This window comes from Streptomyces sp. NPDC050508 (genome assembly GCF_040655155.1).
Lineage (GTDB): Bacteria > Actinomycetota > Actinomycetes > Streptomycetales > Streptomycetaceae > Streptomyces.
In genome coordinates this window covers 1-22,452 of the sequence record NZ_JBFAJJ010000039.1, presented here as the reverse complement: position 1 = coordinate 22,452, position 22,452 = coordinate 1, and the positions used below count along the sequence as shown (strand labels likewise).

The 22,452-nt window shown below is 70.0% G+C and carries 20 protein-coding genes; 6 read left to right on the top strand and 14 right to left on the bottom strand.

What is annotated here, in order from left to right; translation table 11 throughout:
- Positions 1 to 535 precede the first annotated feature (535 nt).
- Positions 536 to 1,531: a tryptophan--tRNA ligase gene (gene trpS, locus AB0I69_RS48445; protein ID WP_363102267.1), complete on the top strand. Its 996-nt coding sequence runs from the start codon at positions 536 to 538 to the stop codon at positions 1,529 to 1,531.
- A gap of 12 nt (positions 1,532 to 1,543) precedes the next feature.
- Here trpS and proC read toward each other — a convergent pair whose 3' ends face one another.
- From proC to AB0I69_RS48430, 3 genes are all read right to left on the bottom strand, one after another.
- Positions 1,544 to 2,353, bottom strand: coding sequence for a pyrroline-5-carboxylate reductase (gene proC / locus AB0I69_RS48440; RefSeq protein ID WP_363102266.1), 810 nt, complete (start codon positions 2,351 to 2,353; stop codon positions 1,544 to 1,546).
- A gap of 64 nt (positions 2,354 to 2,417) precedes the next feature.
- Positions 2,418 to 3,215, bottom strand: coding sequence for an ABC transporter permease (locus tag AB0I69_RS48435; protein ID WP_363102265.1), 798 nt, complete (start codon positions 3,213 to 3,215; stop codon positions 2,418 to 2,420).
- Entirely contained in the window at positions 3,212 to 4,012 is an 801-nt protein-coding gene (locus AB0I69_RS48430; RefSeq protein ID WP_363102264.1) for an ABC transporter ATP-binding protein, read from the bottom strand. Before AB0I69_RS48430 ends, AB0I69_RS48435 begins: the two co-directional genes overlap by 4 nt.
- 237 nt (positions 4,013 to 4,249) lie before the next feature.
- Between AB0I69_RS48430 and AB0I69_RS48425 the strand changes: the two genes are divergently transcribed.
- Positions 4,250 to 5,695: a SulP family inorganic anion transporter gene (locus tag AB0I69_RS48425; protein WP_363102263.1), complete on the top strand. Its 1,446-nt coding sequence runs from the start codon at positions 4,250 to 4,252 to the stop codon at positions 5,693 to 5,695.
- 71 nt (positions 5,696 to 5,766) lie between these two features.
- On the opposite strand, the gene AB0I69_RS48420 is transcribed toward AB0I69_RS48425, so the two are convergent.
- From AB0I69_RS48420 to AB0I69_RS48400, 5 genes are all read right to left on the bottom strand, one after another.
- Positions 5,767 to 6,549: a class I SAM-dependent methyltransferase gene (locus tag AB0I69_RS48420; protein ID WP_363102262.1), complete on the bottom strand. Its 783-nt coding sequence runs from the start codon at positions 6,547 to 6,549 to the stop codon at positions 5,767 to 5,769.
- A 142-nt stretch (positions 6,550 to 6,691) separates the two neighbouring features.
- On the bottom strand, positions 6,692 to 7,204 hold the full coding sequence (locus AB0I69_RS48415) for an EamA/RhaT family transporter (RefSeq protein WP_363102261.1): 513 nt from the start codon (positions 7,202 to 7,204) through the stop codon (positions 6,692 to 6,694).
- A 43-nt stretch (positions 7,205 to 7,247) separates the two neighbouring features.
- Positions 7,248 to 7,589: an SH3 domain-containing protein gene (locus AB0I69_RS48410; RefSeq protein WP_363102260.1), complete on the bottom strand. Its 342-nt coding sequence runs from the start codon at positions 7,587 to 7,589 to the stop codon at positions 7,248 to 7,250.
- 23 nt (positions 7,590 to 7,612) lie between these two features.
- A complete protein-coding gene (locus tag AB0I69_RS48405) occupies positions 7,613 to 7,948 on the bottom strand; it encodes a hypothetical protein (protein ID WP_363102259.1) in 336 nt (111 codons plus the stop codon).
- A 28-nt stretch (positions 7,949 to 7,976) separates the two neighbouring features.
- Positions 7,977 to 8,291 (bottom strand): SH3 domain-containing protein, encoded by a 315-nt coding sequence (locus AB0I69_RS48400; RefSeq protein WP_363102258.1) that lies wholly within the window; start codon positions 8,289 to 8,291, stop codon positions 7,977 to 7,979.
- 182 nt (positions 8,292 to 8,473) lie between these two features.
- On the opposite strand from AB0I69_RS48400, the gene AB0I69_RS48395 reads away from it, so the two are divergent.
- A complete protein-coding gene (locus tag AB0I69_RS48395; RefSeq protein ID WP_363102257.1) occupies positions 8,474 to 10,576 on the top strand; it encodes a serine/threonine-protein kinase in 2,103 nt (700 codons plus the stop codon).
- Positions 10,577 to 10,639: 63 nt separating this feature from the next.
- On the opposite strand, the gene ilvD is transcribed toward AB0I69_RS48395, so the two are convergent.
- From ilvD to AB0I69_RS48375, 4 genes are all read right to left on the bottom strand, one after another.
- Positions 10,640 to 12,493, bottom strand: a complete 1,854-nt coding sequence (gene ilvD, locus AB0I69_RS48390; protein ID WP_363102256.1) for a dihydroxy-acid dehydratase — start codon at positions 12,491 to 12,493, stop codon at positions 10,640 to 10,642.
- A 111-nt stretch (positions 12,494 to 12,604) separates the two neighbouring features.
- On the bottom strand, positions 12,605 to 13,210 hold the full coding sequence (locus AB0I69_RS48385; protein ID WP_363102255.1) for a TetR family transcriptional regulator: 606 nt from the start codon (positions 13,208 to 13,210) through the stop codon (positions 12,605 to 12,607).
- Positions 13,207 to 14,031, bottom strand: a complete 825-nt coding sequence (locus AB0I69_RS48380; protein ID WP_363102254.1) for a sugar phosphate isomerase/epimerase — start codon at positions 14,029 to 14,031, stop codon at positions 13,207 to 13,209. Before AB0I69_RS48380 ends, AB0I69_RS48385 begins: the two co-directional genes overlap by 4 nt.
- A 952-nt stretch (positions 14,032 to 14,983) precedes the next feature.
- Positions 14,984 to 15,916 carry a Ppx/GppA phosphatase family protein gene (locus tag AB0I69_RS48375; RefSeq protein WP_363102253.1) on the bottom strand — a complete coding sequence of 311 codons (933 nt, stop codon included), beginning with the start codon at positions 15,914 to 15,916 and terminating at the stop codon, positions 14,984 to 14,986.
- An 83-nt stretch (positions 15,917 to 15,999) separates the two neighbouring features.
- Here AB0I69_RS48375 and AB0I69_RS48370 point away from each other — a divergent pair, with 83 nt between their 5' ends.
- Positions 16,000 to 16,875 (top strand): hypothetical protein, encoded by an 876-nt coding sequence (locus tag AB0I69_RS48370; protein ID WP_363102252.1) that lies wholly within the window; start codon positions 16,000 to 16,002, stop codon positions 16,873 to 16,875.
- Between the two features lie 10 nt (positions 16,876 to 16,885).
- Here the strand turns inward: AB0I69_RS48370 and AB0I69_RS48365 are convergent, their stop codons facing one another.
- A complete protein-coding gene (locus AB0I69_RS48365) occupies positions 16,886 to 18,589 on the bottom strand; it encodes a hypothetical protein (protein ID WP_363102251.1) in 1,704 nt (567 codons plus the stop codon).
- Between the two features lie 198 nt (positions 18,590 to 18,787).
- Between AB0I69_RS48365 and radA the strand changes: the two genes are divergently transcribed.
- Together radA and disA are read left to right on the top strand one after the other, a co-directional pair.
- The gene (gene radA, locus AB0I69_RS48360) at positions 18,788 to 20,197 is read left to right on the top strand and encodes a DNA repair protein RadA (protein WP_363102250.1); all 1,410 of its coding nucleotides are present in this window, start codon (positions 18,788 to 18,790) and stop codon (positions 20,195 to 20,197) included.
- A gap of 82 nt (positions 20,198 to 20,279) precedes the next feature.
- Positions 20,280 to 21,404 carry a DNA integrity scanning diadenylate cyclase DisA gene (gene disA / locus AB0I69_RS48355; RefSeq protein ID WP_363102249.1) on the top strand — a complete coding sequence of 375 codons (1,125 nt, stop codon included), beginning with the start codon at positions 20,280 to 20,282 and terminating at the stop codon, positions 21,402 to 21,404.
- 13 nt (positions 21,405 to 21,417) lie between these two features.
- Here the strand turns inward: disA and AB0I69_RS48350 are convergent, their stop codons facing one another.
- Positions 21,418 to 22,230, bottom strand: coding sequence for a hypothetical protein (locus AB0I69_RS48350; protein ID WP_363102248.1), 813 nt, complete (start codon positions 22,228 to 22,230; stop codon positions 21,418 to 21,420).
- Positions 22,231 to 22,452 lie beyond the last annotated feature (222 nt).

Here is a 22,452-nt window from a genome sequence, read left to right as displayed (position 1 = left end):
GTGCTTTCCAGGTTTCCGCTTTCGCGTTTCCCTTTCCGGCGGTTCCGACTCTATCAGATCCTTTCGGGCCTGACTCCCAGTCAGCGGGGGTTGCCATCCCGGCCGTTGGGCCGTTCCGACGAGTGAGACTTTAGCGGATTCCTGAGTCCCGAGCGAATCGGGGGTTCGTCCTTTCGAACGCGGATTCCTCATTCTGCAAATACGCATGCCAATACACGCGACGACGGATCGTCGATTGTTTGTAGGTGCTTGCGGAATGGTTGTCCGGGGACCGACCGGGGTCGGCGCTCACGTCGGACAACTCGGAGAACACTACGTATGGGGTGGGAGCGTGTCAACTCCGCTCCGGAGGGCACAGCAGAGGCGTACGCTGTGTGACGTGACTACGCATACGTGCACCCAGCAGTGGTGGGCCGCCTGACGGCGGCCGTACATACGTATGTACTCAACGGCCGCCGCCTCGGCGGCCGTTCTCGTATCTCCCTCCAGAGAGTCGGCCGGCCGGGTGCGGTGGTCTCGACCAGGAGGTGGAGAGATGACACGGGTCTTCAGTGGGGTCAAGCCGACCGGGCACCTGACGCTGGGGAACTACCTGGGTGCCGTGCGGCGGTGGGTCGACGTGGATCAGCGGCAGGGCGACGCGCTGTTCTGTGTGGTCGATCTGCACGCGCTGACCGTGGACCACGATCCGGCGCGGGTGCGCAGACTGACGCGGCAGGCGGCGACGCTGTTGCTGGCGGCGGGGCTGGATCCCGAGCTGTGCACCGTGTTCGTACAGAGTCATGTGGACGAGCACACGCGGCTGTCGTACGTCATGGAGTGTGTGGCCACCGACGGTGAGATGCGGCGGATGATCCAGTACAAGGAGAAGGCCGCGCGCGAGCGGGAGCGGGGCGGGAGTGTGCGGCTGTCGCTGCTGACGTATCCCGTGCTGATGGCGGCGGACATCCTGGCGTACGGGACGGACGAGGTGCCGGTCGGGGACGACCAGACGCAGCATGTGGAGCTGGCCCGGGATCTGGCGGTGCGGTTCAACCAGCGGTACGGGCACACGTTCGTGGTGCCTCGGGCCACGCGGCCGGAGGTGGCGGCGCGGGTGATGAACCTGCAGGAGCCGACTTCGAAGATGGGGAAGTCGGACGACGCCGGGCCGGGAATCGTCTATCTGCTGGACGAGCCGGACGCCGTACGGAAGAAGGTCATGCGGGCCGTGACCGACAGTGGGGCGGAGGTCGTCTACGACCGGGAGGCTCGGCCGGGGGTGGCCAATCTGCTGGAGATCCTGGCCGCGTGCGGTGGTGGGAACCCCGAGGACCTGAGCGGTGTATATGAGTCGTACGGCACTTTGAAGAAGGACACCGCGGAGGCGGTGGTCGAGCTCCTCAGGCCCGTGCAGGAGAGGCACAAGGAGTTGTGCGCGGATCCCGCGTATGTGGAGGGGGTGTTGCGGGATGGGGCGGAGAAGGCGAGAGAGATGGCGAAGCCGATGGTCGATACCGCGTATCGGGCCATCGGGCTTCTGCCTGCGTAGCCGCCTGGCCGACTAGCTGTTTCCGGAGGCCAGTTCGCGGCTGCGGTCGCGGGCGGCCTCCAGTGCGGCGATGAGTGCGGCGCGCACGCCGTGGTTCTCAAGTTCGCGGATGGCGTTGATCGTCGTGCCGGCGGGCGAGGTGACGTTCTCACGGAGCTTGACCGGGTGCTCGCCGCTGTCGCGGAGCATGACGGCGGCGCCGATCGCGGACTGGACGATGAGGTCGTGGGCCTTGTCGCGCGGCAGGCCGAGCAGGATGCCCGCGTCCGTCATGGCTTCGACCAGGTAGAAGAAGTACGCCGGGCCGGAGCCGGAGAGGGCGGTGCAGGCGTCCTGCTGGGACTCGGGGACGCGGAGTGTCTTGCCGACGGCGCCGAAGATCTCCTCCGCGTGGGCGAGGTGAGCCTCGGTGGCGTGGCTGCCGGCGGAGATGACGGACATGGCCTCGTCGACGAGGGCGGGGGTGTTCGTCATGACACGGACGACCGGGGTGCCTGCGGCCAGGCGCTCCTCGAAGAAGGAGGTGGGGATGCCCGCCGCGCCGCTGATGATCAGGCGGTCGGCGGGGAGATGCGGGGCGAGCTCGTCCAGAAGGGTGCCCATGTCCTGCGGCTTGACCGTGAGGATCAGGGTGTCGGCGGTCTTCGCGGCCTCCGGGTTGGTGACCGGGGTGACTCCGTGGCGAGTGCGGAGTTCTTCGGCGCGCTCGGGGCGGCGGGCGGTGACCAGGAGGTCGGCCGGGGCCCAGCCCGCTCGGATCATTCCGCTGAGCAGGGCTTCGCCGATCTTGCCGGTGCCGAGGACTGCGACTTTCTGGGTCATGGGGTCATCCTCGCACCGGCGGTGGGCAGAGGGTGGTGGCTGTCCGGCTGGCGGAACAACACCTCTATGCCGTACGCCTCCTCAGGGTGGCCGCGCCCAGGCACAGCACCAGTAGGGCGCAGCCGGCCACGATCAGGGCGTCGCGCACGAAAGTCGCGGTCATGTCCGTGTGCTTGAGGACCTCGTTCATGCCGTCGACGGCGTACGACATGGGCAGGACGTCGGAGACGGCCTCCAGGGCGGGGTGCATGTTGGAGCGGGGGGTGAAGAGGCCGCAGAGGAGGAGTTGGGGGAAGATCACCGCCGGCATGAACTGGACGGCCTGGAATTCGGAGGCGGCGAAGGCCGAGACGAAGAGGCCGAGGGCGGTGCCGAGCAGGGCGTCGAGGAGGGCGACCAGGAGGAGGAGCCAGGGGCTGCCGGTGACGTCGAGGCCCAGGAACCAGACCGCGAGTCCGGTGGCCAGGGCGGACTGGATGATCGCGAGGGTGCCGAAGGCGAGGGCGTAGCCGGCGATCAGGTCGCCCTTGCCGAGGGGCATGGCGAGGAGGCGTTCGAGGGTGCCGGAGGTGCGTTCGCGCAGGGTCGCGATGGACGTGACCAGGAACATCGTGATGAGGGGGAAGATGCCGAGGAGTGAGGCGCCGATGCTGTCGAAGGTGCGCGGGCTGCCGTCGAAGACGTAGCGCAGCAGGAAGAGCATCACGCACGGGACGAGGATCATCAGCGCGATCGTGCGGGGGTCGTGGCGGAGCTGGCGCAGGACACGGGCCGCGGTGGCGGTGGTGCGGGAGGCGCTGAGGGCGCTGGTCGGTGCGGGCGCGATGGTCGTCGTAGCGGACGTGGTCGTGGTCGTGCTCATCGGGTCGTCTCCTTCTGGCGGCCGGTTGCCACGGCCTCGTCGACCAGGTGCAGGAAGGCCGCTTCGACCGTGTCGGAGCCGGTGTCGGCGCGGAGGGCGTCCGGGGTGTCGTCGGCGAGGATCTCGCCCTCGCGCATCAGGAGGAGGCGGTGGCAGCGCTCGGCCTCGTCCATGACGTGGGAGGAGATGAGGAGGGTGGCGCCGCGGGAGGCGGCGATGTCGTGGAAGAGGGCCCACAGGTCGCGGCGGAGGACGGGGTCGAGGCCGACGGTGGGTTCGTCGAGGACGAGGAGTTCCGGGGTGCCGAGGAGCGCGACCGCGAGGGAGACGCGGCTGCGTTGGCCGCCGGAGAGGTTGCCGGCGAGGGCGTCGGCGTGGGTGGTGAGGTCCACGTCGGTGATGGCCCGGGTGACGTCGTCGCGGCGGCGGGTGGCGGCGGCTCGGCCGGGGTCGAGGATCGCGGCGAAGTAGTCCAGGTTCTGACGAACCGTCAAGTCGTCGTAGACGGAGGGGGCTTGGGTGACGTAGCCGATGCGGGTGCGGAGGGTGGGGTGGCCGGCGGGGCGGCCGAGGACGTTCAGGGTGCCGGTGACCTTGGCCTGGGTGCCGACGATCGAGCGCATGAGGGTCGACTTGCCGCAGCCGGAGGGGCCGAGCAGGCCGGTGATCTGGCCGTGCGGGACGGTGAAGTCGAGGCCGCGCAGGACGGTGCGGGGGCCTCGGACGACGGTGAGGGCTTCGGCGTGGACAGCGGGGTCCGGTCCCGTGCCGGGTGGGTCGGCGATGTAATTCATCATGTGATGAATAATGCTCTCGCGCGGCATGCCCGTCAAGCGGGTGCGCGGGACGGCGCAGGCGCGTGGCGGCGTGATCGGAGGGGGCGGTCCGGTACCTGCGCTTCCGCGTTCACGGGGTGGCAACACGGATCGGGTGCGCGGCCAACTCCCTTTCCCGACAATGGATTTCAGTTCGCCGTGCCCTCCCCCGGTGCGGCGCCCACGCATCTCCCGTTCGCAATCGGAGGTGCCGTTGTCATGCGCTGTGGTGTGAGCAAGGCCGATCTGTTCGCTTCTCTCGTCGTCTTTCTTGTCGCGCTCCCGTTGTGTGTGGGTGTGGCGATCGCCTCCGGGGTGCCTGCCGAGTTGGGGCTGGTCACCGCGATCGTCGGTGGGCTGGCCGTCGGGGCGCTGCCCGGCAGCAGCCTGCGGGTGAGAGGTCCCGCGGCGGGGCTGACCGTGCTCGTGTACGAGGCGGTGCGGGCGTACGGGATCGAGGCGCTCGGGGTGCTGGTGTTCGCCGCCGGGGTCGTGCAGTTGGGGCTCGGGGTGCTGCGGCTGGGGCGGTGGTTCCGGGCGGTGTCCGCGGCCGTGGTGCAGGGGATGCTCGCCGGGATCGGGCTCGTGCTGGTCGCCGGGCAGGTGTACGCGCTCGGTGATGTGGCCGCGCCGACGGGCGGGGTAGGGAAGTTCGCCGGGCTGGTGTCGTTGCCGGGGGTGGTGGATCCGGTGGCGTTGTCAGTGGGCGGTGCCACCATTGCCGTACTGCTGCTGTGGCCTCGGTGGCGGTGGGGGGCTCGGGTGGTGCCGGCGCCGTTGGTGGCGGTGGGGTCGGCGGCTGCGGTGACCGGGGTGTTCGATCTGTCGGTGCGGCGGGTGGAGGTGCGGGGGCTGGTCGGTGCCGTGCGGGTGCCGGAGTGGGGGGATTTCGGGCGGCTTACGGAAGTGGGGGTGATCGGGACGGTCGTGGCGTTCGCGCTGATCGCGTCGGCGGAGTCGTTGTTCAGCGCGGCGGCGGTGGACCGACTGCACGGGGGGCCGCGGACGGACTTCGACCGGGAGTTGATCGCGCAGGGTGTGGGGAACGCCGTGTGCGGGGTGCTCGGGGCGTTGCCGATGACCGCAGTGATCGTGCGGAGCGCGGCGAACGTCCAGGCGGGGGCGCGGACCAAGGCGTCGCGGGTGCTGCACGGCGGGTGGCTGCTGGTGTTCACGGCCTTGTTGCCCGGGGTGCTGGGGCTGGTTCCGGTGGCGGCGCTGGCGGGGTTGCTCGTGCACGCCGGGTGCAAGCTCGTGCCGGTGCGGCAGGTGCGGGGGCTGTGGGCCGGGCATCGGGGTGAGGTCGTCGTGCTCGGGGTGACCGCGGTGGCGATCGTGGTGGGGCATCTGTTCGAGGGGGTGCTGGTCGGGCTGGCGTTGGCCGTGGCGAAGACCGCGTGGGACATCAGCCATGTGCATGTGGAGACGGAGGACCTGGGCGAGGCCGGGATCGTCGTACGGGTGCTGGGGCACGCGACGTTTCTGCGGCTGCCGAAGCTGTTGGACGCGTTGGAGGGGTTGCCGTACGACCGGGTGGTGCGGCTGGAGTTGGGCGGGTTGCGGCATGTGGATCATGCGTGTGCGGCGGCTCTGGAGGGGTGGGCCGCCGCGCGGGGGCATGAGGACGGGGACGGGGTGGGGGTGGTGGCGGTCGGGGGTTCGTGACGTGGTGGCGGTCGGGGGGACATGGCGTGGTGGCGGTCGGGGCGGGGACGTGGCCTGTGGCTGTCAGGAGGTCACGACGCCAGGGCGACGAGAAGCCTCACCGTGTACGTCTCCTCCACGATCCCGTCCGGGAAGACGGTCCGCAGGTGGTTCCGCTCCTCGGCGAGGAAGGCAGCCGTGCTCTCCTCGTCGTGGACCAGGAACGCCGAGTGGCTGCCGATGTTGGCCAGGTGGGTGTCGAGCGGGATGTGGCGGCTCCAGCGGATCGTCCGGAGGGTGAAGTCGAGTCGGCCGGTGGGGTCGGCGAGCGCGGAACTCACGCCGTTGCCGTCCACCTCCACGGGACGCTCGATGGCGAAGTACTCCAGGACGCGTTCCCGCTGCTCGCCGATCCACGGCACGTCGAGAGCGTTGGTGTTCCACCACAGCGTCAGCGCGCCGCCCGGGCGCAGTACGCGGAGCGCCTCCGGGACCGACTGGGACGGGTCCGTCCAGTGCCAGGCCTGGGCGTAGGTGAGGAAGTCGATCGAGTGGTCGGCGAGAGGGAGGGCGTTGCCGTTGCCGCGAACGATCGGTACGTCGGGGAGCGTTCGGCAGAACTGGGCCGTCATGCCGTCGCCGGGCTCGACCGCGACCACGTCGGCGCCGCGGGCGTGCAGGAGGGCGGTCGCGATACCGGTACCGGCGCCGATGTCCGCGACGCGGGCGCCGGCGAGGGGGTGACCCGCGAGGTCCTCGATGGCGTCGAAGAGGGCGGGTGGGTAGGAGGGGCGGTTCTCGGCGTACTGGGCCGCGGCGGCGTTGAAGGAGTGGGCTCGGGCGGCGGGCGAGGGGGGCTTCGAGGACGTGGTCATACGGTCATGGTTGCCGAGGTGGATGCAGGGTGCAGGCGGATTTTGGTGAGAAATGGGGGTGGGGGCCTGATGCCTCGTGCCTGGTGCCTCACCAGTTGTCCCCGCGCGCCCTGACCCGGCCAACGAGTTGCCGCTCCCCCGATCAGGATCGGCGGCGCTTCTTCGACGGGTTGCCGGTGCGGCGGGTCGTTCGCTTCTCGTATTGGGCCACGGCCGACTCGTACTCCTGGCGGTGGAGTTTCTCGCCGGGGGCCTCGGTGAAGGTGCGGAAGAAGTAGGCGAGCAGTGAGCCTACGAAGCCGATGGCCAGGAGGCCGCGGAGGGAGGCCTGGCGGTCGGGGTCGGGGCGTTTGTTGAAGCTTTCCCATGTGTGGCCGAAGGCGAGGGCGCTGCAGATCGCGAACATCACGATGACGAGGAGGGTGACGAAGCTGCCGACGTCCGCGATCTGGAGGCCCTGGTAGGCGAAGCGCAGGACCAGGCAGGAGACGACGGCGGTGGCGAGGGAGCCCGCCGCCGTGGCGATGCGGCGCGCTGCGTAGCCGTTGTCGTGGTTCACCCAGGTGGTGCCGAAGAAGCGGAGGGGGTCGGGGCGGGGGCCTGTGCCGCCTGGGGAGCCCGCGGGGGTGTCCTGGGTGCCGTTTTCGTCGCTCACGGGACGATTATGGCTCCAGGGCCGGCGCGGGCTCCTTCGGGGCTCAGCCGCAGCGCGAGGCCACGTACCCGTCGCTGCCCGTGTTCACGTACGCGTCGGCGATGTACTCGCCGTTGCTGATGTTGTCCCAGATGTTCGACGTGCCGTAGTAACCCGACACTGTCGTGCCCGGCGTCTGACAGTAGATCGGGACCTTCGAGCCCTCGGGCAGGACGCGGACGATGGTGTAGGTCGTGCCGGGTCCGGTGCGGACGTTGACAGTGATGCCGGGCGCGATCGCGTATGTGGTGGCGGCGCTCGCGGTGGTGGACGAACCCAGCACCATGAGGAGGGCTCCGGCGGCGGTGGCTGTCAGGAGTGCGGATCTGCGTCTCAGCGATGCCATCAGGTGGCCTCCGAGTAGTGAGGTCAGGCGCAGCGGGAGGCTATGTAGCCGTCGCTGCCGGTATTCACGTACGCGTCCGCGATGAACTCGCCGTTGCTGATGTTGTCCCAGATGTTCGAGGTGCCGTAAGTGCCCGTGACCGTCGTCCCCGGTGTCTGGCAGTAGATCAGGACTTGCGAGCTGCCCGGCAGGGTGCCGACGATGCTGTAGCTCGTGCCGGGGCCGCTGCGGATGTTGAGGCGGACGTCGGCGGTCGTGTAGGTCTGCGCCGCGCTGGCGGTGACCGGTGAGCCCATCACGAGAAGAAGGGCTCCGGCCGTGCCCGCGAGCAGGACGGATGCGCGTCTTCGGAATGTCATGAGTGTTCCCTGGGTAGTGGCGGTGGGCTCAGGAGCAGTGCGGGCGGACGTACCCGTCGCTGCCCGTGTTCACGTAGGCGTCGGATATGTACTCGCCGTCGTCGATGTTGTCCCAGATGTTCGTCGTGCCGTAGTAGCCGGTCACCGTGGTGCCCGGCGTCTGGCAGTAGATCGGGACCTGGGAGCCTTCGGCGAGGACGCGGACGATGGTGTAGCCGGTGCCCGGTCCGCTGCGGACGTTGACGCGGGTGTTGGGTGCGATCGAGTAGTAGTGCAGAGCCGCTGCCGTCGCGGCGGCCTCGGTCTCGCTGCTCCCGGCTTCTGGTGCGCGGTCAACAGACATGAAAAACCTCCCCCGTTGAGCCCCATGACTGCCATGGGGCCCCGATGATTCCCTTAAAACACGCCATGAAACACATGTGCGCAACTCGCACGCGGAAGCCAGCAAGCCGTCTCTGTCCCGTACGGGTCATCGACTAGGCTCCGTGCGTCGCGCGCGCGAACGATCAGCACGGGGGTGGTTCCATGGCGCCACAGCACAACACCGGAGCGGGCGCGGAAGCGGAACTTCCCGAGTACGCCGGTCACTACCGCCTGGAGTCATGCCTGGGCTCGGGCGGAATGGGCGTGGTGCATCTGGCACAGAGCACCTCCGGGATGAAACTCGCCGTGAAGGTCGTGCACGCGGAGTTCGCGCAGGATCCCGAGTTCAGGGGGCGGTTCCGGCAGGAGGTGGCGGCCGCGAGACGGGTGAGCGGCGCCTTCACCGCGCCGGTGGTCGATGCCGATCCCGAGGCCCAACGGCCTTGGATGGCGACCCTGTTCATTCCCGGTTCGACCCTTTCCGAGCACGTGAAGCGGAACGGGCCGATGGCGCCCGGTGAGCTGCGCCGACTGATGGCTGGGCTGGCCGAGGCACTGCGTGACATCCATCGGGTAGGCGTCGTGCACCGGGATCTGAAGCCCAGCAACGTGCTGCTCGCCGAGGACGGGCCGAAGGTCATCGACTTCGGCATTTCTCGGCCAAAGGACAGCGAACTGCACACCGAGACCGGGAAGTTGATCGGGACGCCGCCCTTCATGGCACCCGAGCAGTTCCGGCGGCCCAGGGAGGTCGGGCCCGCCGCGGACATCTTCGCGCTCGGGTCCGTACTCGTGCACGCGGCGACGGGGCGCGGGCCGTTCGACTCCGACAGTCCGTACGTCGTCGCCTACCAAGTCGTCCATGACGAGCCGGACTTGACGGGACTGCCGGAGAACCTCGCCCCGCTGGTACTGCGTTGCCTCGCCAAGGAGCCCGAGGACCGGCCCACGCCCGACGAGTTGATGCGTGAACTGCGGTCGGTGTCGGCCTCGTACGACACGCAGGCGTACATACCGGCACAGCGGGCCGGTGCCACGCCAGTGCCGGAGCCCCGTAAGAAAGAGCCCGCACAGCCCGAACGGCGGCGCGGGCGGCGCCTCGGCAAACGGATCGCTCTCGGGGCGGGCGCTCTCGGCCTGGCCGCGATCGGCACGGTCGCCTCGCTCCAGTTGTCCGATGCCGGCGACACTCCCCCGAAGGGCACCACCCCGCACGCTACGTCCAGCGCCGGGTTCGGCGGGTGGCAGGCGACCCCGGTCTCCAAGAAGAGCACGCCTCAATGCTCGTACGGGGCAGGGAAGTTGCTCTGTGCGCAGCCCGGGGTGGTGTTCGCCCTGGATCCGTCCGACGGGCGTGTGCTGTGGCGGCACTCCGTCGCCACGACGCACCGGAGCGGGCCGCCGGTCCTGTCGAGCGGCCTGGTGCAGCCCTCGTTGGACAGCGGCCGGCGTCTGGAGGCGCTCGATCCGGCTTCGGGCAAGGCGCGTTGGCAAAAGACCGTCCCCGCGTACACCGGGCTGGCGGACGCCGGCGGCATGCTCCTGCTCACCCATGCGGACGGGACGGTCACGGCGGTGGACAGCGCTTCGGGCGCCACGAGGTGGAGCCATCGGATTCCGGGCCAACAGGCGCCGTACTTCACCTCGTTCACCGGGGACCCGTCGGCGTACGCGACGAACACATCGGACGACGGGGCGACCACACGGGTGACGGCGGTCGATCCGGACACGGGCGCGGTGCGCTGGGACGCGCTGCTGAAGGGAACGTTGAAGCCCGTCGGTACTGCGGGCGGATCCGTGTATCTCCTCTCGGTCGACACGGTTTACGCGTCCGCGAAGGCCGTGGTCCGCTACACCCCGGACACCGGAGCCTCGCGACGCGTGACGCTGCCGCTGGCCCTCGACCAGGGCCACGGAACCGTGCGCGGGAACGTCGTCTACGTCATGGGGGCGGGCGGATCGCTCGTGGCCGTGAACATGGACGCGCGGAAGCAGCTGTGGAGTCTGGAGACGGCCGTAGTGCGGGGTTCCACACCGGTCACGGACGGACGGCAGGTGTACATCACCTCCGCGGACGGGCGGTTGCTCGCCGTGGACGCCCGCGCGGGAAAGCTCGTCGGGCAGACGCCCGCCCGCCTCGACTCCAACTCGGACCAGGTCAGCGCGGCGCTGCCCGAACCCGTCGTAGCGAACGATCGCGTGTACGCCGCCGCGCCCGACGGCACGGTATTCGCCGTCAACTCCCTTAAGCCCGGGGCCTGGTAGCCGTAGGAAGGCAAAAAAGGGCCGCCCCCGTCGGAACGGAGGCGGCCCACAAAGCGGTGGACGTCAGCCCAGCTTGCTCACATCCCGCACAGCCCCCCGGTCCGCACTGGTCGCCATCGCCGCGTACGCGCGCAGCGCGGCCGACACCTTGCGCTCGCGCTGCTTCGGGGCGTAGCGACCGTCCAGCGCAGCATCGCGACGCGCCAACTCGGCGTCGTCCACGAGGAGTTCGATGGTCCGGTTCGGGATGTCGATGCGGATGCGGTCGCCGTTCTCGACGAGGGCGATGGTGCCGCCGGACGCCGCCTCCGGGGACGCGTGGCCGATGGACAGGCCCGAAGTGCCGCCGGAGAAGCGGCCGTCGGTGATCAGGGCGCAGGTCTTGCCGAGGCCGCGGCCCTTGAGGAAGGACGTCGGGTAGAGCATCTCCTGCATACCGGGGCCGCCCTTGGGGCCCTCGTAGCGGATGACGACGACATCGCCGTGCGTCACCTGCTTGTTGAGGATCTTCTCGACGGCTTCTTCCTGCGACTCGCAGACGACCGCCGGGCCCTCGAACGTCCAGATGGACTCATCCACGCCTGCCGTCTTCACGACGCAGCCGTCGACCGCCAGGTTGCCCTTGAGGACCGCCAGGCCGCCGTCCTTGGAGTAGGCGTGCTCGGCGGAGCGGATGCAGCCCTCGGCCGCGTCCTCGTCCAGCGCCTCCCAGCGTTCCGACTGGGAGAAGGCCTCGGCCGACCTCACACATCCGGGAGCCGCGTGCCACAGTTCCACCGCCTCCGGGGACGGGGAGCCGCCGCGCACGTCCCACGTCTTCAGCCAGTCCGCCAGGGACGGGCTGTGGACGGAGTGCACGTCCTCGTTGAGAAGGCCCGCGCGGTGCAACTCGCCCAGCAGGGCCGGGATTCCGCCCGCGCGGTGGACGTCCTCCATGTAGTACGTGCGGCTCTTCGCGACGTTCGGGGCGACCTTCGCGAGGCACGGCACGCGGCGCGAGACGGCGTTGATCTCGTCCAGGCCGAACTGGACGCCACCCTCCTGCGCCGCGGCCAGCAGGTGCAGGATCGTGTTGGTGGAGCCGCCCATCGCGATGTCGAGGGCCATGGCGTTCTCGAAGGCCGCGAAGGTGGCGACGTTACGCGGCAGGACCGTCTCGTCGTCCTGCTCGTAGTAGCGGCGGGTGATGTCCATCACCGTGCGGGCCGCGTCCTGGTACAGGCCCTTGCGGGCGGTGTGCGTGGCGAGGACCGAGCCGTTGCCCGGCAGCGACAGGCCGATGGCCTCGGTCAGGCAGTTCATCGAGTTGGCGGTGAACATGCCGGAACAGGAGCCGCAGGTCGGACAGGCGTTCTCCTCGATGCTGAGGACGTCCGCGTCGGAGATGCTCTCGTTGGCGGCGTCGACCATCGCGTCGATCAGGTCCAGCGTGCGGACCGTGCCGTCCTGCAGAGTGGCGCGCCCGGCCTCCATGGGACCACCGGAGACGAAGACCGTCGGGATGTTCAGGCGGAGCGCCGCCATGAGCATGCCGGGCGTGATCTTGTCGCAGTTGGAGATGCAGATCAGGGCGTCGGCGCAGTGCGCCTCGACCATGTACTCCACGCTGTCCGCGATCAGGTCGCGGGACGGCAGGCTGTAGAGCATGCCGCCGTGGCCCATCGCGATGCCGTCGTCGACCGCGATCGTGTTGAACTCGCGCGGGATGCCGCCGGCCGCGGTGATCGCCTCGCTGACGATCCGGCCGACCGGCTGGAGGTGGGTGTGGCCGGGCACGAACTCCGTGAAGCTGTTCGCCACCGCGATGATCGGCTTCCGGCCGATGTCCGCACCGGGTACACCGGAGGCGCGCATAAGGGCGCGTGCGCCCGCCATGTTGCGGCCGTGGGTGACTGTGCGGGACCTCAGCTCGGGCATCGTCGCTCGCTCCTTCAGACAGATTTGGCTGCTATTGAGCGTACGCCGGTCATCCAGGGGTCGGACACGGTGTCCGCATCGCGGGACACATGTCTCACGACACAGGCAGGACTACGGCCCCGTCAGATGCCCCTGCACCACCGGCGCCACGCGCGCGATGATCTGCTCCACGTCCGCCGAGGCCAGCGGTTCCACCTTGATCACGTACCGCAGCATCGCCGTACCGACCAGCTGTGCCGCCGCCAGCTCGGCGCGCAGTTCCGCGTCCGGGAGGTCCAGCTGGGCGGCGACCCGGCCCAGCACCTGGGAGACCACGAGCCGGCGGAAGACGGCCGCGGCGGCCTCGTTGTTGACGGCGGACCGGACGACCGCCAGCAAGGGCTTACGGGTGGCGGGGTTCTCCCAGACGCCGAAAATGAAGCGGGTCAGCCGCTCGCCGACGCCGTCCAGCGGCCCCTCGGCGACCGCCGCCGGCGCGTTCGTCGCTGGGGCGAACGCGACCTCGATGGCCGCCTCGAAGACCTGTTCCTTGGTACCGAAGTAGTGGTGCACGAGCGCCGAGTCGACCCCGGCGGCCTTCGCGATCCCCCGCACGGACGTCTTCTCGTACCCCCGTTCGGAGAACTCCTCCCGGGCCGCGACCAGGATGCGGTCGCGGGTGTCGGCGGATTCCGTACGAGGGGGCCGGCCCCGGCGCTTGGCGGTGGCGTCGGTCACCGCCGGGGCACCTTCACGGCCGAGGCCAGATGCAGCCGCGTGAACGCGAGCGCCTCCGCCAGATCGGCCTCGCGTTCGGCGCCGGACATCGCGCGCCGGGTGTTGACCTCGATGACGACATGGCCGTCGAAGCCGGTCGTCGCGAGCCGTTCCAGCAGCTCGGCGCAGGGCTGGGTGCCGCGGCCGGGGACGAGGTGCTCGTCCTTGTTCGAGCCGTTGCCGTCCGCGAGATGGACATGGCCGAGACGGTCGCCCATGCGGTCGATCATCTCGGTCGCGTCGGTGCGGGCGGTCGCGGTGTGGCTGAGGTCGATCGTGAAGTGCCGGTAGTCCTCGTTCGTCACGTCCCAGTCGGGGGCGTAGGCGAGCATCTCGCGGTCGCGGTAGCGCCACGGATACATGTTCTCTACGGCGAACCGCACATCCGTCTCGTTCGCCATCCGCCAGATACCGCTGACGAAATCCCGCGCGTACTGGCGCTGCCAACGGAACGGCGGATGCACCACGACCGTGCTCGCCCCGAGCTTCTCGGCGGCCACCTGGGCGCGCTGGAGCTTGATCCACGGGTCGGTCGACCACACCCGCTGCGTGATGAGCAGGCAGGGCGCGTGCACGGCGAGGATCGGCACCTGGTGGTAGTCGCTGAGCCGGCGCAGCGCGTCGATGTCCTGGCTGACCGGGTCGGTCCACACCATGACCTCGACGCCGTCGTAGCCGAGGCGTGCGGCGATCTCGAAGGCCGTCGCCGTCGACTCCGGATACACGGACGCCGTGGACAGCGCGACCTTCGCATCCGGGATGCGCACGACTGGTTCTGCCACGGAGGACAGACTACGGGGCGGCGCTTTGCGTGGGGGAGCCGGTTGCTGTGCCCGCCCTGTGCGGGGTATGGCAACCGGCCATCTGCGGCGCGGGGCCGCGTTGTGGCGATACTTCATGCGGGTTCGATACGTCGGGTACCGGGCGGGCGTTCAGTGCGGCTCGGCTGGTGTCCGCCGCGGGGGCCTTCTTTGTGGTGCGTCTGCGGGTGCTTCGTTCGTCTGCGGCGCCGTTGCCGGGGGCTCTGCCCCCGGACCCCCGTCGGCCCTGAAGGGGCCTCGTCCTCAAACGCCGGACGGGCTGATGGATGCGGACCGGAGTTGGCGGGTGCTGGACGGGCTGGGCGGTCGGTAGGAGTGGGATCGTCGGCCGGTGTCGATGTCAGTGGTGCGTGTCGTTCAAGGCCTGGCGCGGGCAACCACGCGCGCGTACGTCATGAGCAGCACTCGCGTCATGCGTCACGGACAGCCACGCGTGCGTGCGCTACGGCCGCGCACGACGGGCCGGGGACAGGTGATCAGGGCCCGGCCGCGGGCAACCACTCACGTGTGCAGCACGGCCACACGCGTGTGCCCGATGGACCTGGCGGACAGCCACGCGCGCGTATGTCACGACGGATCGCCACGCACGTGTGCACCGCCTGGCCGAGCGGGCCCAGGAGTTCGCCCCGCCCCGCGCGGACAGCCACGCGGCTGCATCACGACCAGGCGCGCGTGCACCACAACAACACGCTCACGCCTCCGCTACGACCGCACACGCACACCCCGACGGAAAATCGCGCGCCCACGCCACCGCTGCACGCTCACGCCACCGGCAACGGCCACGCACGCGTGCACCACACCCCCGCACCTACCCCGCGCTCACCCCACCGCACTACCCGAACCGCCCAACCGCCCCTATCCCACCGGCATCCGATCCCGCACACCTACGCAGACGGCATCCGATCCAGCCCCCCTACGCAGACGGCATCTGATCCAACCGCCGCAAGATCACGCCCTCGCGCAGTGCCCACGGGCAGACCTCCAGGGTCTCGACGCCGAAGAGGTCCATCGCGCCCTCGGCCACCATCGCACCGGCCAGCAGCTGTTCGGCCCGGCCCTCGGAGACGCCCGGCAGCAGGCCGCGCTGGACGGTGGTCATGCCGCCCAGCCGCGGGACCCACGACTCCAGGGACTCGCGCTTCAGTTCGCGTTGGACGTAGAGGCCGTCGGCGGAGCGGGCGGCGCCGGCCAGGCGGGCGAGCTGCTTGAAGGTCTTCGACGTGGCGACGACGTGGTCGGGGGCGCCGAAACGGCTGAACTCCCCCACCGTACGGGCGATCTGGGCGCGCACATGGCGACGCAGGGCCCTTATCGCGTCCGGTTCCGGCGGGTCCCCGGGGAGCCAGCCGGCGGTGAGGCGGCCCGCGCCGAGCGGCAGCGACACGACCGCGTCGGGCTCCTCGTCGATGCCGTAGGCGATCTCCAGGGAGCCGCCGCCGATGTCGAGGACGAGGAGCTTCCCCGCTGACCAGCCGAACCAGCGGCGGACGGCGAGGAAGGTCAGCCGAGCCTCCTCGGCGCCGGTGAGGACCTGCAGTTCGACGCCGGTCTCGGCCTGCACGCGCGCGAGGACGTCGTCCGCGTTGCTGGCCTCGCGGACGGCGGAGGTAGCGAACGGGAGGAGTTCCTCGACGCCCTTGTCCTCGGCTGCCTGGAGCGCCTCATGGACGACGCCGATGAGTTTGTCGACCCCCTCGGGGCCGATAGCCCCGTCCTCGTCGAGGAGTTGGGCAAGGCGCAGTTCCACCTTGTGCGAGTGCGCGGGCAGGGGGCGCGCGCCCGGGTGTGCGTCCACCACCAGCAGATGCACCGTGTTCGATCCCACGTCGAGGACACCGAGTCTCATATACGGAACGCTACTGCCACCTGCACCTATCTCGGTCCCCGGTGCGGTGTCTCGGGCCGCCCCGGGCGACTTACCCTGGACCCGTGCCAAAGACGAAAAAGGCGAAGAACGACAAGGCGGCCAAATCACTCGGCGATTCCTCGCCGGTGAAGTCGGCGAAGCCCCAGAGGTCCCCGAAGACGTCGCAGATGTCGAAGAAGGCCCTGAAAGGCGACGAGAAGGGGCTCGACTTCGCGCGCGCGTGGGTGGAGTTCCCGGATCCGGCGGACGAGGAACAGCTCTTCCGCTGCGATCTGACATGGCTGACCTCTCGCTGGAACTGCATCTTCGGAAGCGGCTGCCAGGGCATCCAGGCGGGCCGCGCTGACGACGGGTGCTGCACCCTGGGCGCGCACTTCTCCGACGAGGACGACGAGAAACGGGTCGCCGGGCATGTGGCGAGGCTCACGCCCGACATCTGGCAGCACCATGACGAGGGCGCGAAGAACGGCTGGACCTCGGAGGACGAGGACGGCGACCGCCAGACCCGCCCCTACAAGGGCTCGTGCATCTTCCAGAACCGCCCCGGTTTCGCGGGTGGCGCGGGCTGCTCGCTGCACATCCTGGCCGTGAAGGAGGGCCGCGAGCCCCTGGAGACCAAGCCGGACGTCTGCTGGCAGCTGCCGGTACGGCGGACGTACGAGTGGATCGACCGCCCGGACGACACGCGCGTGCTCCAGGTGTCGATCGGCGAGTACGACCGCAGGGGCTGGGGTCCCGGCGGCCACGACCTGCACTGGTGGTGCACGTCGGCGACCTCGGCGCACGGCGCGGGCGACCCGGTGTACGTGTCCTACGGCCCGGAGCTGACCGAGCTGATGGGCAAGGCCGGCTACGGCCGGCTGGTCGAGCTGTGCGAGGAGCGCCTGGCCTCGCAACTCCCGCTGCTGGCACCGCATCCGGCGGACCCGGTCGGCTGAGGGACCGCGACTAGGACGAACTCGGGTCGCCGCCGTCTTCGGGCGGCGGCGTCGAGCCGCCCGGGTCGGCGGGGGACGAGCCCGTCGGGGTCGGGGTCGGGTCGGCGGACGAGGGCGGCGGGTCGCTCGGCGTCGGGTCGGTGGGGGCCGTGCTCGTGGGCGTCGGGTCGGGGCCGGACGAGGGCGGGTCGGGGTCCGACGGGTGCGAGGGGTAGGTGGGGTCGCTCGGCTCGGTCGGGGCGGGCGCGGTGCCGTAGCCGTCGATCGAGACGACGGCGCCGGCGGGTGAGACGCCCACCCGCGCGGTCCAGTGGCCGGAGGGCTCGCGCAGATGGTCGACGTACACCTTGATCGTCAACGACTCCCCCGGTGCGAGGGTTCCCGAGGACTGGCTGAGGTAGAGCCAGGGCGCCGCGGTGGTCGCGGACCAGCGGACCGGGGCCGAGCCGGACGCGGTGAGGGTGATGAGCGTGGTGTCGCTGCTGTTGGCGGCCGAGACGGCGAGGTGTCCGGCTCCCTTCTGACCGGCGCCGGTGACGCTGATGACCTCTACGGAGACATCGTTTTTGCCGTTCTTGCCGGGCCGGGGGCTGGTGCTGGCGTTCCCGGTGTTCTCGTAGCCGCCGCTCGCGACCTCGCCCTCCAGGCTGCCGGGGCCGTGCTGCTCGCTCGCGGTGGCGGCCCGGCCGTCGGCGCCCTCGGCGGTCGGTGTGCCCCGGTAGGCGGCCCACAGGGCGAGGACGGGCGCCGCGATGACGGTGGCGACGACGGTCGTCGTGACGGCACGCGCGCGTAGCCGGTCTCTTCGGGCGGCGCGGTCCTTGGGGTCCATCGGGAAGCCGCGCCGGTCGAAGCGCGGAGCGGCTGCCCCACGCGCGCGTGGGAGGTGCGCCATCGCGACGTGCAGGGACGCGCGGGGCGCCTCCAGGACGGGCAGTTCGGCGGGCGTGACACTGGCGCCGGGCCAGCTGCCGGGGACCGCGCGCTCGGCGGTACGGCGGCAGCGCGGGCAGTCGTCGACGTGCCGGACCAGTTCGCGGCGCAGGGCGCTGCTGAGGACGAGCTGATGGTCGTCGGTGAGGCGGGCGACGCTCGGGCAGCTCCCGGTCTCCACGACGGCGAGGGCGGCACGCGTGCGTTCCACCTCGCAGGCCGCGGACGCCAGCAGCTCACGGGCGGCGGCGAGGTCCATGCCGAGGACGGCGGCGACCTCGTGGACGGCGAGCCGGTGACGCACGGCGAGTTCGAGCGCCTCGCGCTGCTCCGGGGTGGTCCCGGCGGCCTCCGGCCAGGCCAGCAGGGCGAGTTCACGCCCCCGCTGCTCCCTCAACTCCTCGGATACAGCCGGCTCCTCCACCGCACTGCTGCGCCCCACCGCGTGCGTGCCCTGACGTTTCTGCTTGGCCTCGGCCAGCTTGCGCAGACACGCCCAGCGGGCCAGTGCGTACAGCCAGGCCCGACGGTCACCGGCCGTCTCCGGCACGCGCGCGCCCCGGCGTTCGGCCAGCGCCAGCACGTCTCCCAGGGCGGCGGTCGCCGCGTCGTGGTCGCAGAGCACGGACAGGCAGTAGGTGAACAGGCCGTCCAGATACGGCTCGTAGCGCGCGGGCGGGCGCTGCGCCAGCGTGCGCGCCGCAGCGCGGTCGCGCGCCTCCCGATGCGCCCGGTGTGCGCCGGTGGTGCGGGTCGAGGTCTCCGGACTGCTGCTCATCACCCGTGCGACCGTAGGCGGCTGGTGATGCCCCCTTCCGCCCCCTTGAGCACTTTTAATCCGTACGGGTGAAACGATCCCTCAATAGGGGACAGGAACCCCTGCTTCCCTGGCTCGTTCCTGACGGGGAGTGGCCGAATACCGAAGGGGTACGGCCCGTCCGCCGGCCGGGTTGTCAGTGGCGGCGGCTACGGTTCACGCATGGCTGCCCGTACGAAAACCACCAAGGACCGTCCGTCCTACCGCTGCACCGAATGCGGCTGGCAGACGGCCAAGTGGCTCGGCCGCTGCTCCGAGTGCCAGGCGTGGGGGACGGTCGAGGAGTACGGCGCGCCCGCCGTCCGTACGACAGCACCCGGCCGCGTGACCACCTCCGCGGTACCGATCGGCCAGGTCGACGGCCGTACGGCCACCGCCCGCTCGACCGGCGTGCCCGAGCTGGACCGGGTGCTCGGCGGCGGCCTGGTCCCCGGAGCGGTCGTCCTCGTCGCAGGCGAACCGGGCGTAGGAAAGTCGACCCTCCTCCTGGACGTGGCAGCCAAGTCCGCAAGCGACGAGCACCGCACGCTCTACGTGACAGGCGAGGAATCGGCGAGCCAGGTCCGCCTCCGCGCCGACCGCATCAAAGCGATCGACGACCACCTCTACCTCGCCGCCGAGACCGATCTGGCCACGATCCTGGGCCACTTGGACGCGGTGAAGCCCTCCCTCCTCATCCTGGACTCCGTCCAGACGGTGGCCTCCCCGGAGATCGACGGCGCACCCGGCGGCATGGCCCAGGTCCGCGAGGTGGCCGGCGCCCTGATCCGCGCCTCCAAGGAGCGGGGCATGTCCACCCTCCTCGTGGGCCACGTCACAAAAGACGGGGCAATCGCGGGCCCCCGCCTCCTGGAACACCTGGTGGACGTGGTGCTCTCCTTCGAGGGCGACCGCCACGCCCGCCTGCGCCTCGTACGGGGCGTCAAGAACCGCTACGGCACGACCGACGAGGTCGGCTGCTTCGAGCTGCACGACGAGGGCATCACGGGCCTGGCCGACCCGAGCGGCCTGTTCCTGACCCGCCGCGCGGAGCCGGTCCCGGGCACGTGCCTGACGGTCACCCTGGAAGGCCGCCGCCCCTTGGTGGCCGAGGTCCAGGCCCTCACGGTCGACTCCCAGATCCCCTCCCCCCGCCGCACCACTTCAGGCCTGGAGACATCCCGAGTCTCGATGATGCTCGCGGTCCTGGAACAACGCGGCAGGATCAGCGCCCTGGGCAAAAGAGACATCTACTCGGCAACAGTAGGCGGAGTAAAACTCTCGGAACCAGCAGCAGATCTGGCCATCGCCCTGGCCCTGGCCTCCGCGGCGAGCGACACCCCCCTCCCCAAGAACCTGGTCGCGATCGGCGAAGTAGGCCTGGCGGGCGAGGTCAGACGGGTCACGGGCGTCCAGCGCAGGCTCTCCGAAGCACACCGTCTGGGCTTCACGCACGCCCTCGTTCCCAGCGACCCGGGCAAGATCCCGGCAGGCATGAAGGTCATCGAAGTCGCCGACATAGGAGACGCTCTCCGGGTCCTTCCACGCTCCCGTAAGCGAGAGGCCCCACGGGAGGGCGAGGACCGCCGGTAGACTTTGCCCTGGTCTCGCCCGTCCGTACGAACCAAGTGTGCGAAACGGGAGCGCCCGAAGAACCTGCGACCCGAGGAGTGCAGTGGCAGCCAACGACCGGGCGTCAGCTCCCGGAAAGTCCGGCGGGAGCTCCGGTGCCGATGGCCTGATGCGCGCCTCACTGAGCGCCGTGGCACCCGGCACGGCCCTGCGCGACGGCCTGGAGCGAATCCTCCGCGGCAACACGGGCGGACTCATCGTGCTCGGCTCCGACAAGACAGTCGAAGCCATGTGCACAGGCGGTTTCATCCTGGACGTGGAGTTCACCGCCACGCGCCTACGGGAACTCTGCAAACTGGACGGCGGCATCGTCGTATCCTCCGACCTCTCCAAAATCCTCCGGGCGGGCGTCCAACTGGTCCCCGACCCGAACATCCCCACCGAGGAGACAGGCACCCGCCACCGCACGGCGGACCGGGTGAGCAAGCAGGTCGCCTTCCCCGTGGTCTCGGTCTCTCAGTCCATGCGCCTGATCGCCCTCTACGTGGACGGCCAGCGCCGCGTCCTGGAGGACTCGGCGGCGATCCTGTCCCGCGCCAACCAGGCCCTGGCAACGCTGGAGCGCTACAAGCTCCGCCTGGACGAGGTGGCGGGAACGTTGTCAGCACTGGAGATCGAGGACCTCGTCACGGTCCGCGACGTGTCCGCGGTGGTCCAACGCCTGGAAATGGTCCGCCTGATCGCCACCGAGATCGCCGAATACGTATTGGAACTCGGCACGGACGGCCGCCTACTCGCCCTCCAACTGGAGGAGTTGATCGCAGGCGTGGAGCCGGAACGCGAACTCGTAGTACGCGACTACGTCCCCGAACCCACGGCCAAACGCTCCCGCACAGTCAACGAAGCCCTGGCCGAACTCGACGCCCTCTCCCACGCGGAACTCCTCGAACTCCCCACAGTGGCCCGCGCCTTGGGCTACACCGGCTCCCCCGAGGCGCTCGACTCAGCAGTGTCTCCCCGAGGCTTCCGCCTCCTGGCCAAGGTCCCGCGCCTCCCCGGCGCGATCATCGACCGCCTGGTGGAGCACTTCGGTGGCCTCCAGAAACTCCTGGCAGCAAGCGTCGACGACCTTCAAACGGTGGACGGCGTAGGCGAGGCAAGGGCAAGAAGCGTACGAGAGGGCCTCTCGCGCCTCGCGGAATCCTCAATTCTGGAACGCTACGTCTGACGGAAGCCGCCCGTCAGTCACTCGCCAGCACGAACGAGGTCTGCGCCTTGGCGAACCCGGAGGCCTGAGCCTCCACCAGGTAGGTCCCGACACCGGCCGAACCAGCAGGCGGCGTAGCGCACTCGGGCGCACTCGGCTTGCGATCCCACTTCAGGGTGTAAGCAACGCTGCTCCCGGCGGACACCCGGTAGTACACACTCCCGGAGCTCTTCGGACAGTCAGCAGAAGACCAATAATCCGAGCCACCCCCGGCCTCGGTGATGGTCAACACGGCACTCTTGGGCCCGAGATCGACCTTGCAGTCACTGCCGGAGGAGTTCTTGGCGGTGAGCACAAAAGTAGGCGTCTGGCCCGGCGAGTAAGAGTTGTGCAGACTCCGCAGACTCAACTGCACGGAACCGGCAGTGCAGTTGGGCAGGGTCGAGTCAGCAGGAACCGTAGTCCCCGTACTACTACCGCCGTTGGCCCCACCGGACCCACTGCCACCCCCACTCTCCACCCCACCGGTGTCACCGTCACCCGATCCGGTTGATCCGGTACTGGTATTCGTGCCGGTACCGCCGGAGCTTCCGCCGCTCGACTCATCGCGCCCGCCGGGGTGTTGGCTGATCGCCGGCCCCGTACCCGACGGACCGGCAGTGATCGTAGGGGCCGGGGTCTGACCGTTCTTGGCCCCGTCCGCACCGTTCTTGCCGCCCCCGCCACCCGAGGTGACGATCCAGGTGATCAGCAGCGCCAACAGGGCCACCGCGGACACCATGAAGACCCTCCGTCGCCAATAGATGGAGGAGGGAAGCGGCCCGACCGGATTGCGCAGAGATCCCACGGCGCAAACTGTACGAGAGATCGGGGAGTTACCTCGCCCCACCCGCCGCCTCAGCCCCAACTTTTCCGGATCATCATCCCGGCAAGGGAGTTGGGCGGCACGGGCCGCCGGCCGCGTACAGCGGCAAGGGGACGTGCCGGGGGGTGTCCGCCCGCAGCGGTTGGCGCGTCAACACCGCCACATTCTTGAGTGACCGATTCCGCGCCGTTCCGAGGACGGACA

Bases quoted from the DNA above. Each gene is read 5' to 3' on its own strand.
- ilvD (WP_363102256.1), bottom strand. From the start codon at position 12,493: ATGCCCGAGCTGAGGTCCCGCACAGTCACCCACGGCCGCAACATGGCG.
- AB0I69_RS48430 (WP_363102264.1), bottom strand. From the start codon at position 4,012: ATGATGAATTACATCGCCGACCCACCCGGCACGGGACCGGACCCCGCT.
- AB0I69_RS48410 (WP_363102260.1), bottom strand. From the start codon at position 7,589: ATGGCATCGCTGAGACGCAGATCCGCACTCCTGACAGCCACCGCCGCC.
- AB0I69_RS48405 (WP_363102259.1), bottom strand. From the start codon at position 7,948: ATGACATTCCGAAGACGCGCATCCGTCCTGCTCGCGGGCACGGCCGGA.
- AB0I69_RS48375 (WP_363102253.1), bottom strand. From the start codon at position 15,916: ATGAGACTCGGTGTCCTCGACGTGGGATCGAACACGGTGCATCTGCTG.
- AB0I69_RS48395 (WP_363102257.1), top strand. From the start codon at position 8,474: ATGGCGCCACAGCACAACACCGGAGCGGGCGCGGAAGCGGAACTTCCC.
- AB0I69_RS48435 (WP_363102265.1), bottom strand. From the start codon at position 3,215: ATGAGCACGACCACGACCACGTCCGCTACGACGACCATCGCGCCCGCA.
- AB0I69_RS48400 (WP_363102258.1), bottom strand. From the start codon at position 8,291: ATGTCTGTTGACCGCGCACCAGAAGCCGGGAGCAGCGAGACCGAGGCC.
- radA (WP_363102250.1), top strand. From the start codon at position 18,788: ATGGCTGCCCGTACGAAAACCACCAAGGACCGTCCGTCCTACCGCTGC.
- AB0I69_RS48420 (WP_363102262.1), bottom strand. From the start codon at position 6,549: ATGACCACGTCCTCGAAGCCCCCCTCGCCCGCCGCCCGAGCCCACTCC.
- proC (WP_363102266.1), bottom strand. From the start codon at position 2,353: ATGACCCAGAAAGTCGCAGTCCTCGGCACCGGCAAGATCGGCGAAGCC.
- trpS (WP_363102267.1), top strand. From the start codon at position 536: ATGACACGGGTCTTCAGTGGGGTCAAGCCGACCGGGCACCTGACGCTG.
- AB0I69_RS48425 (WP_363102263.1), top strand. From the start codon at position 4,250: ATGCGCTGTGGTGTGAGCAAGGCCGATCTGTTCGCTTCTCTCGTCGTC.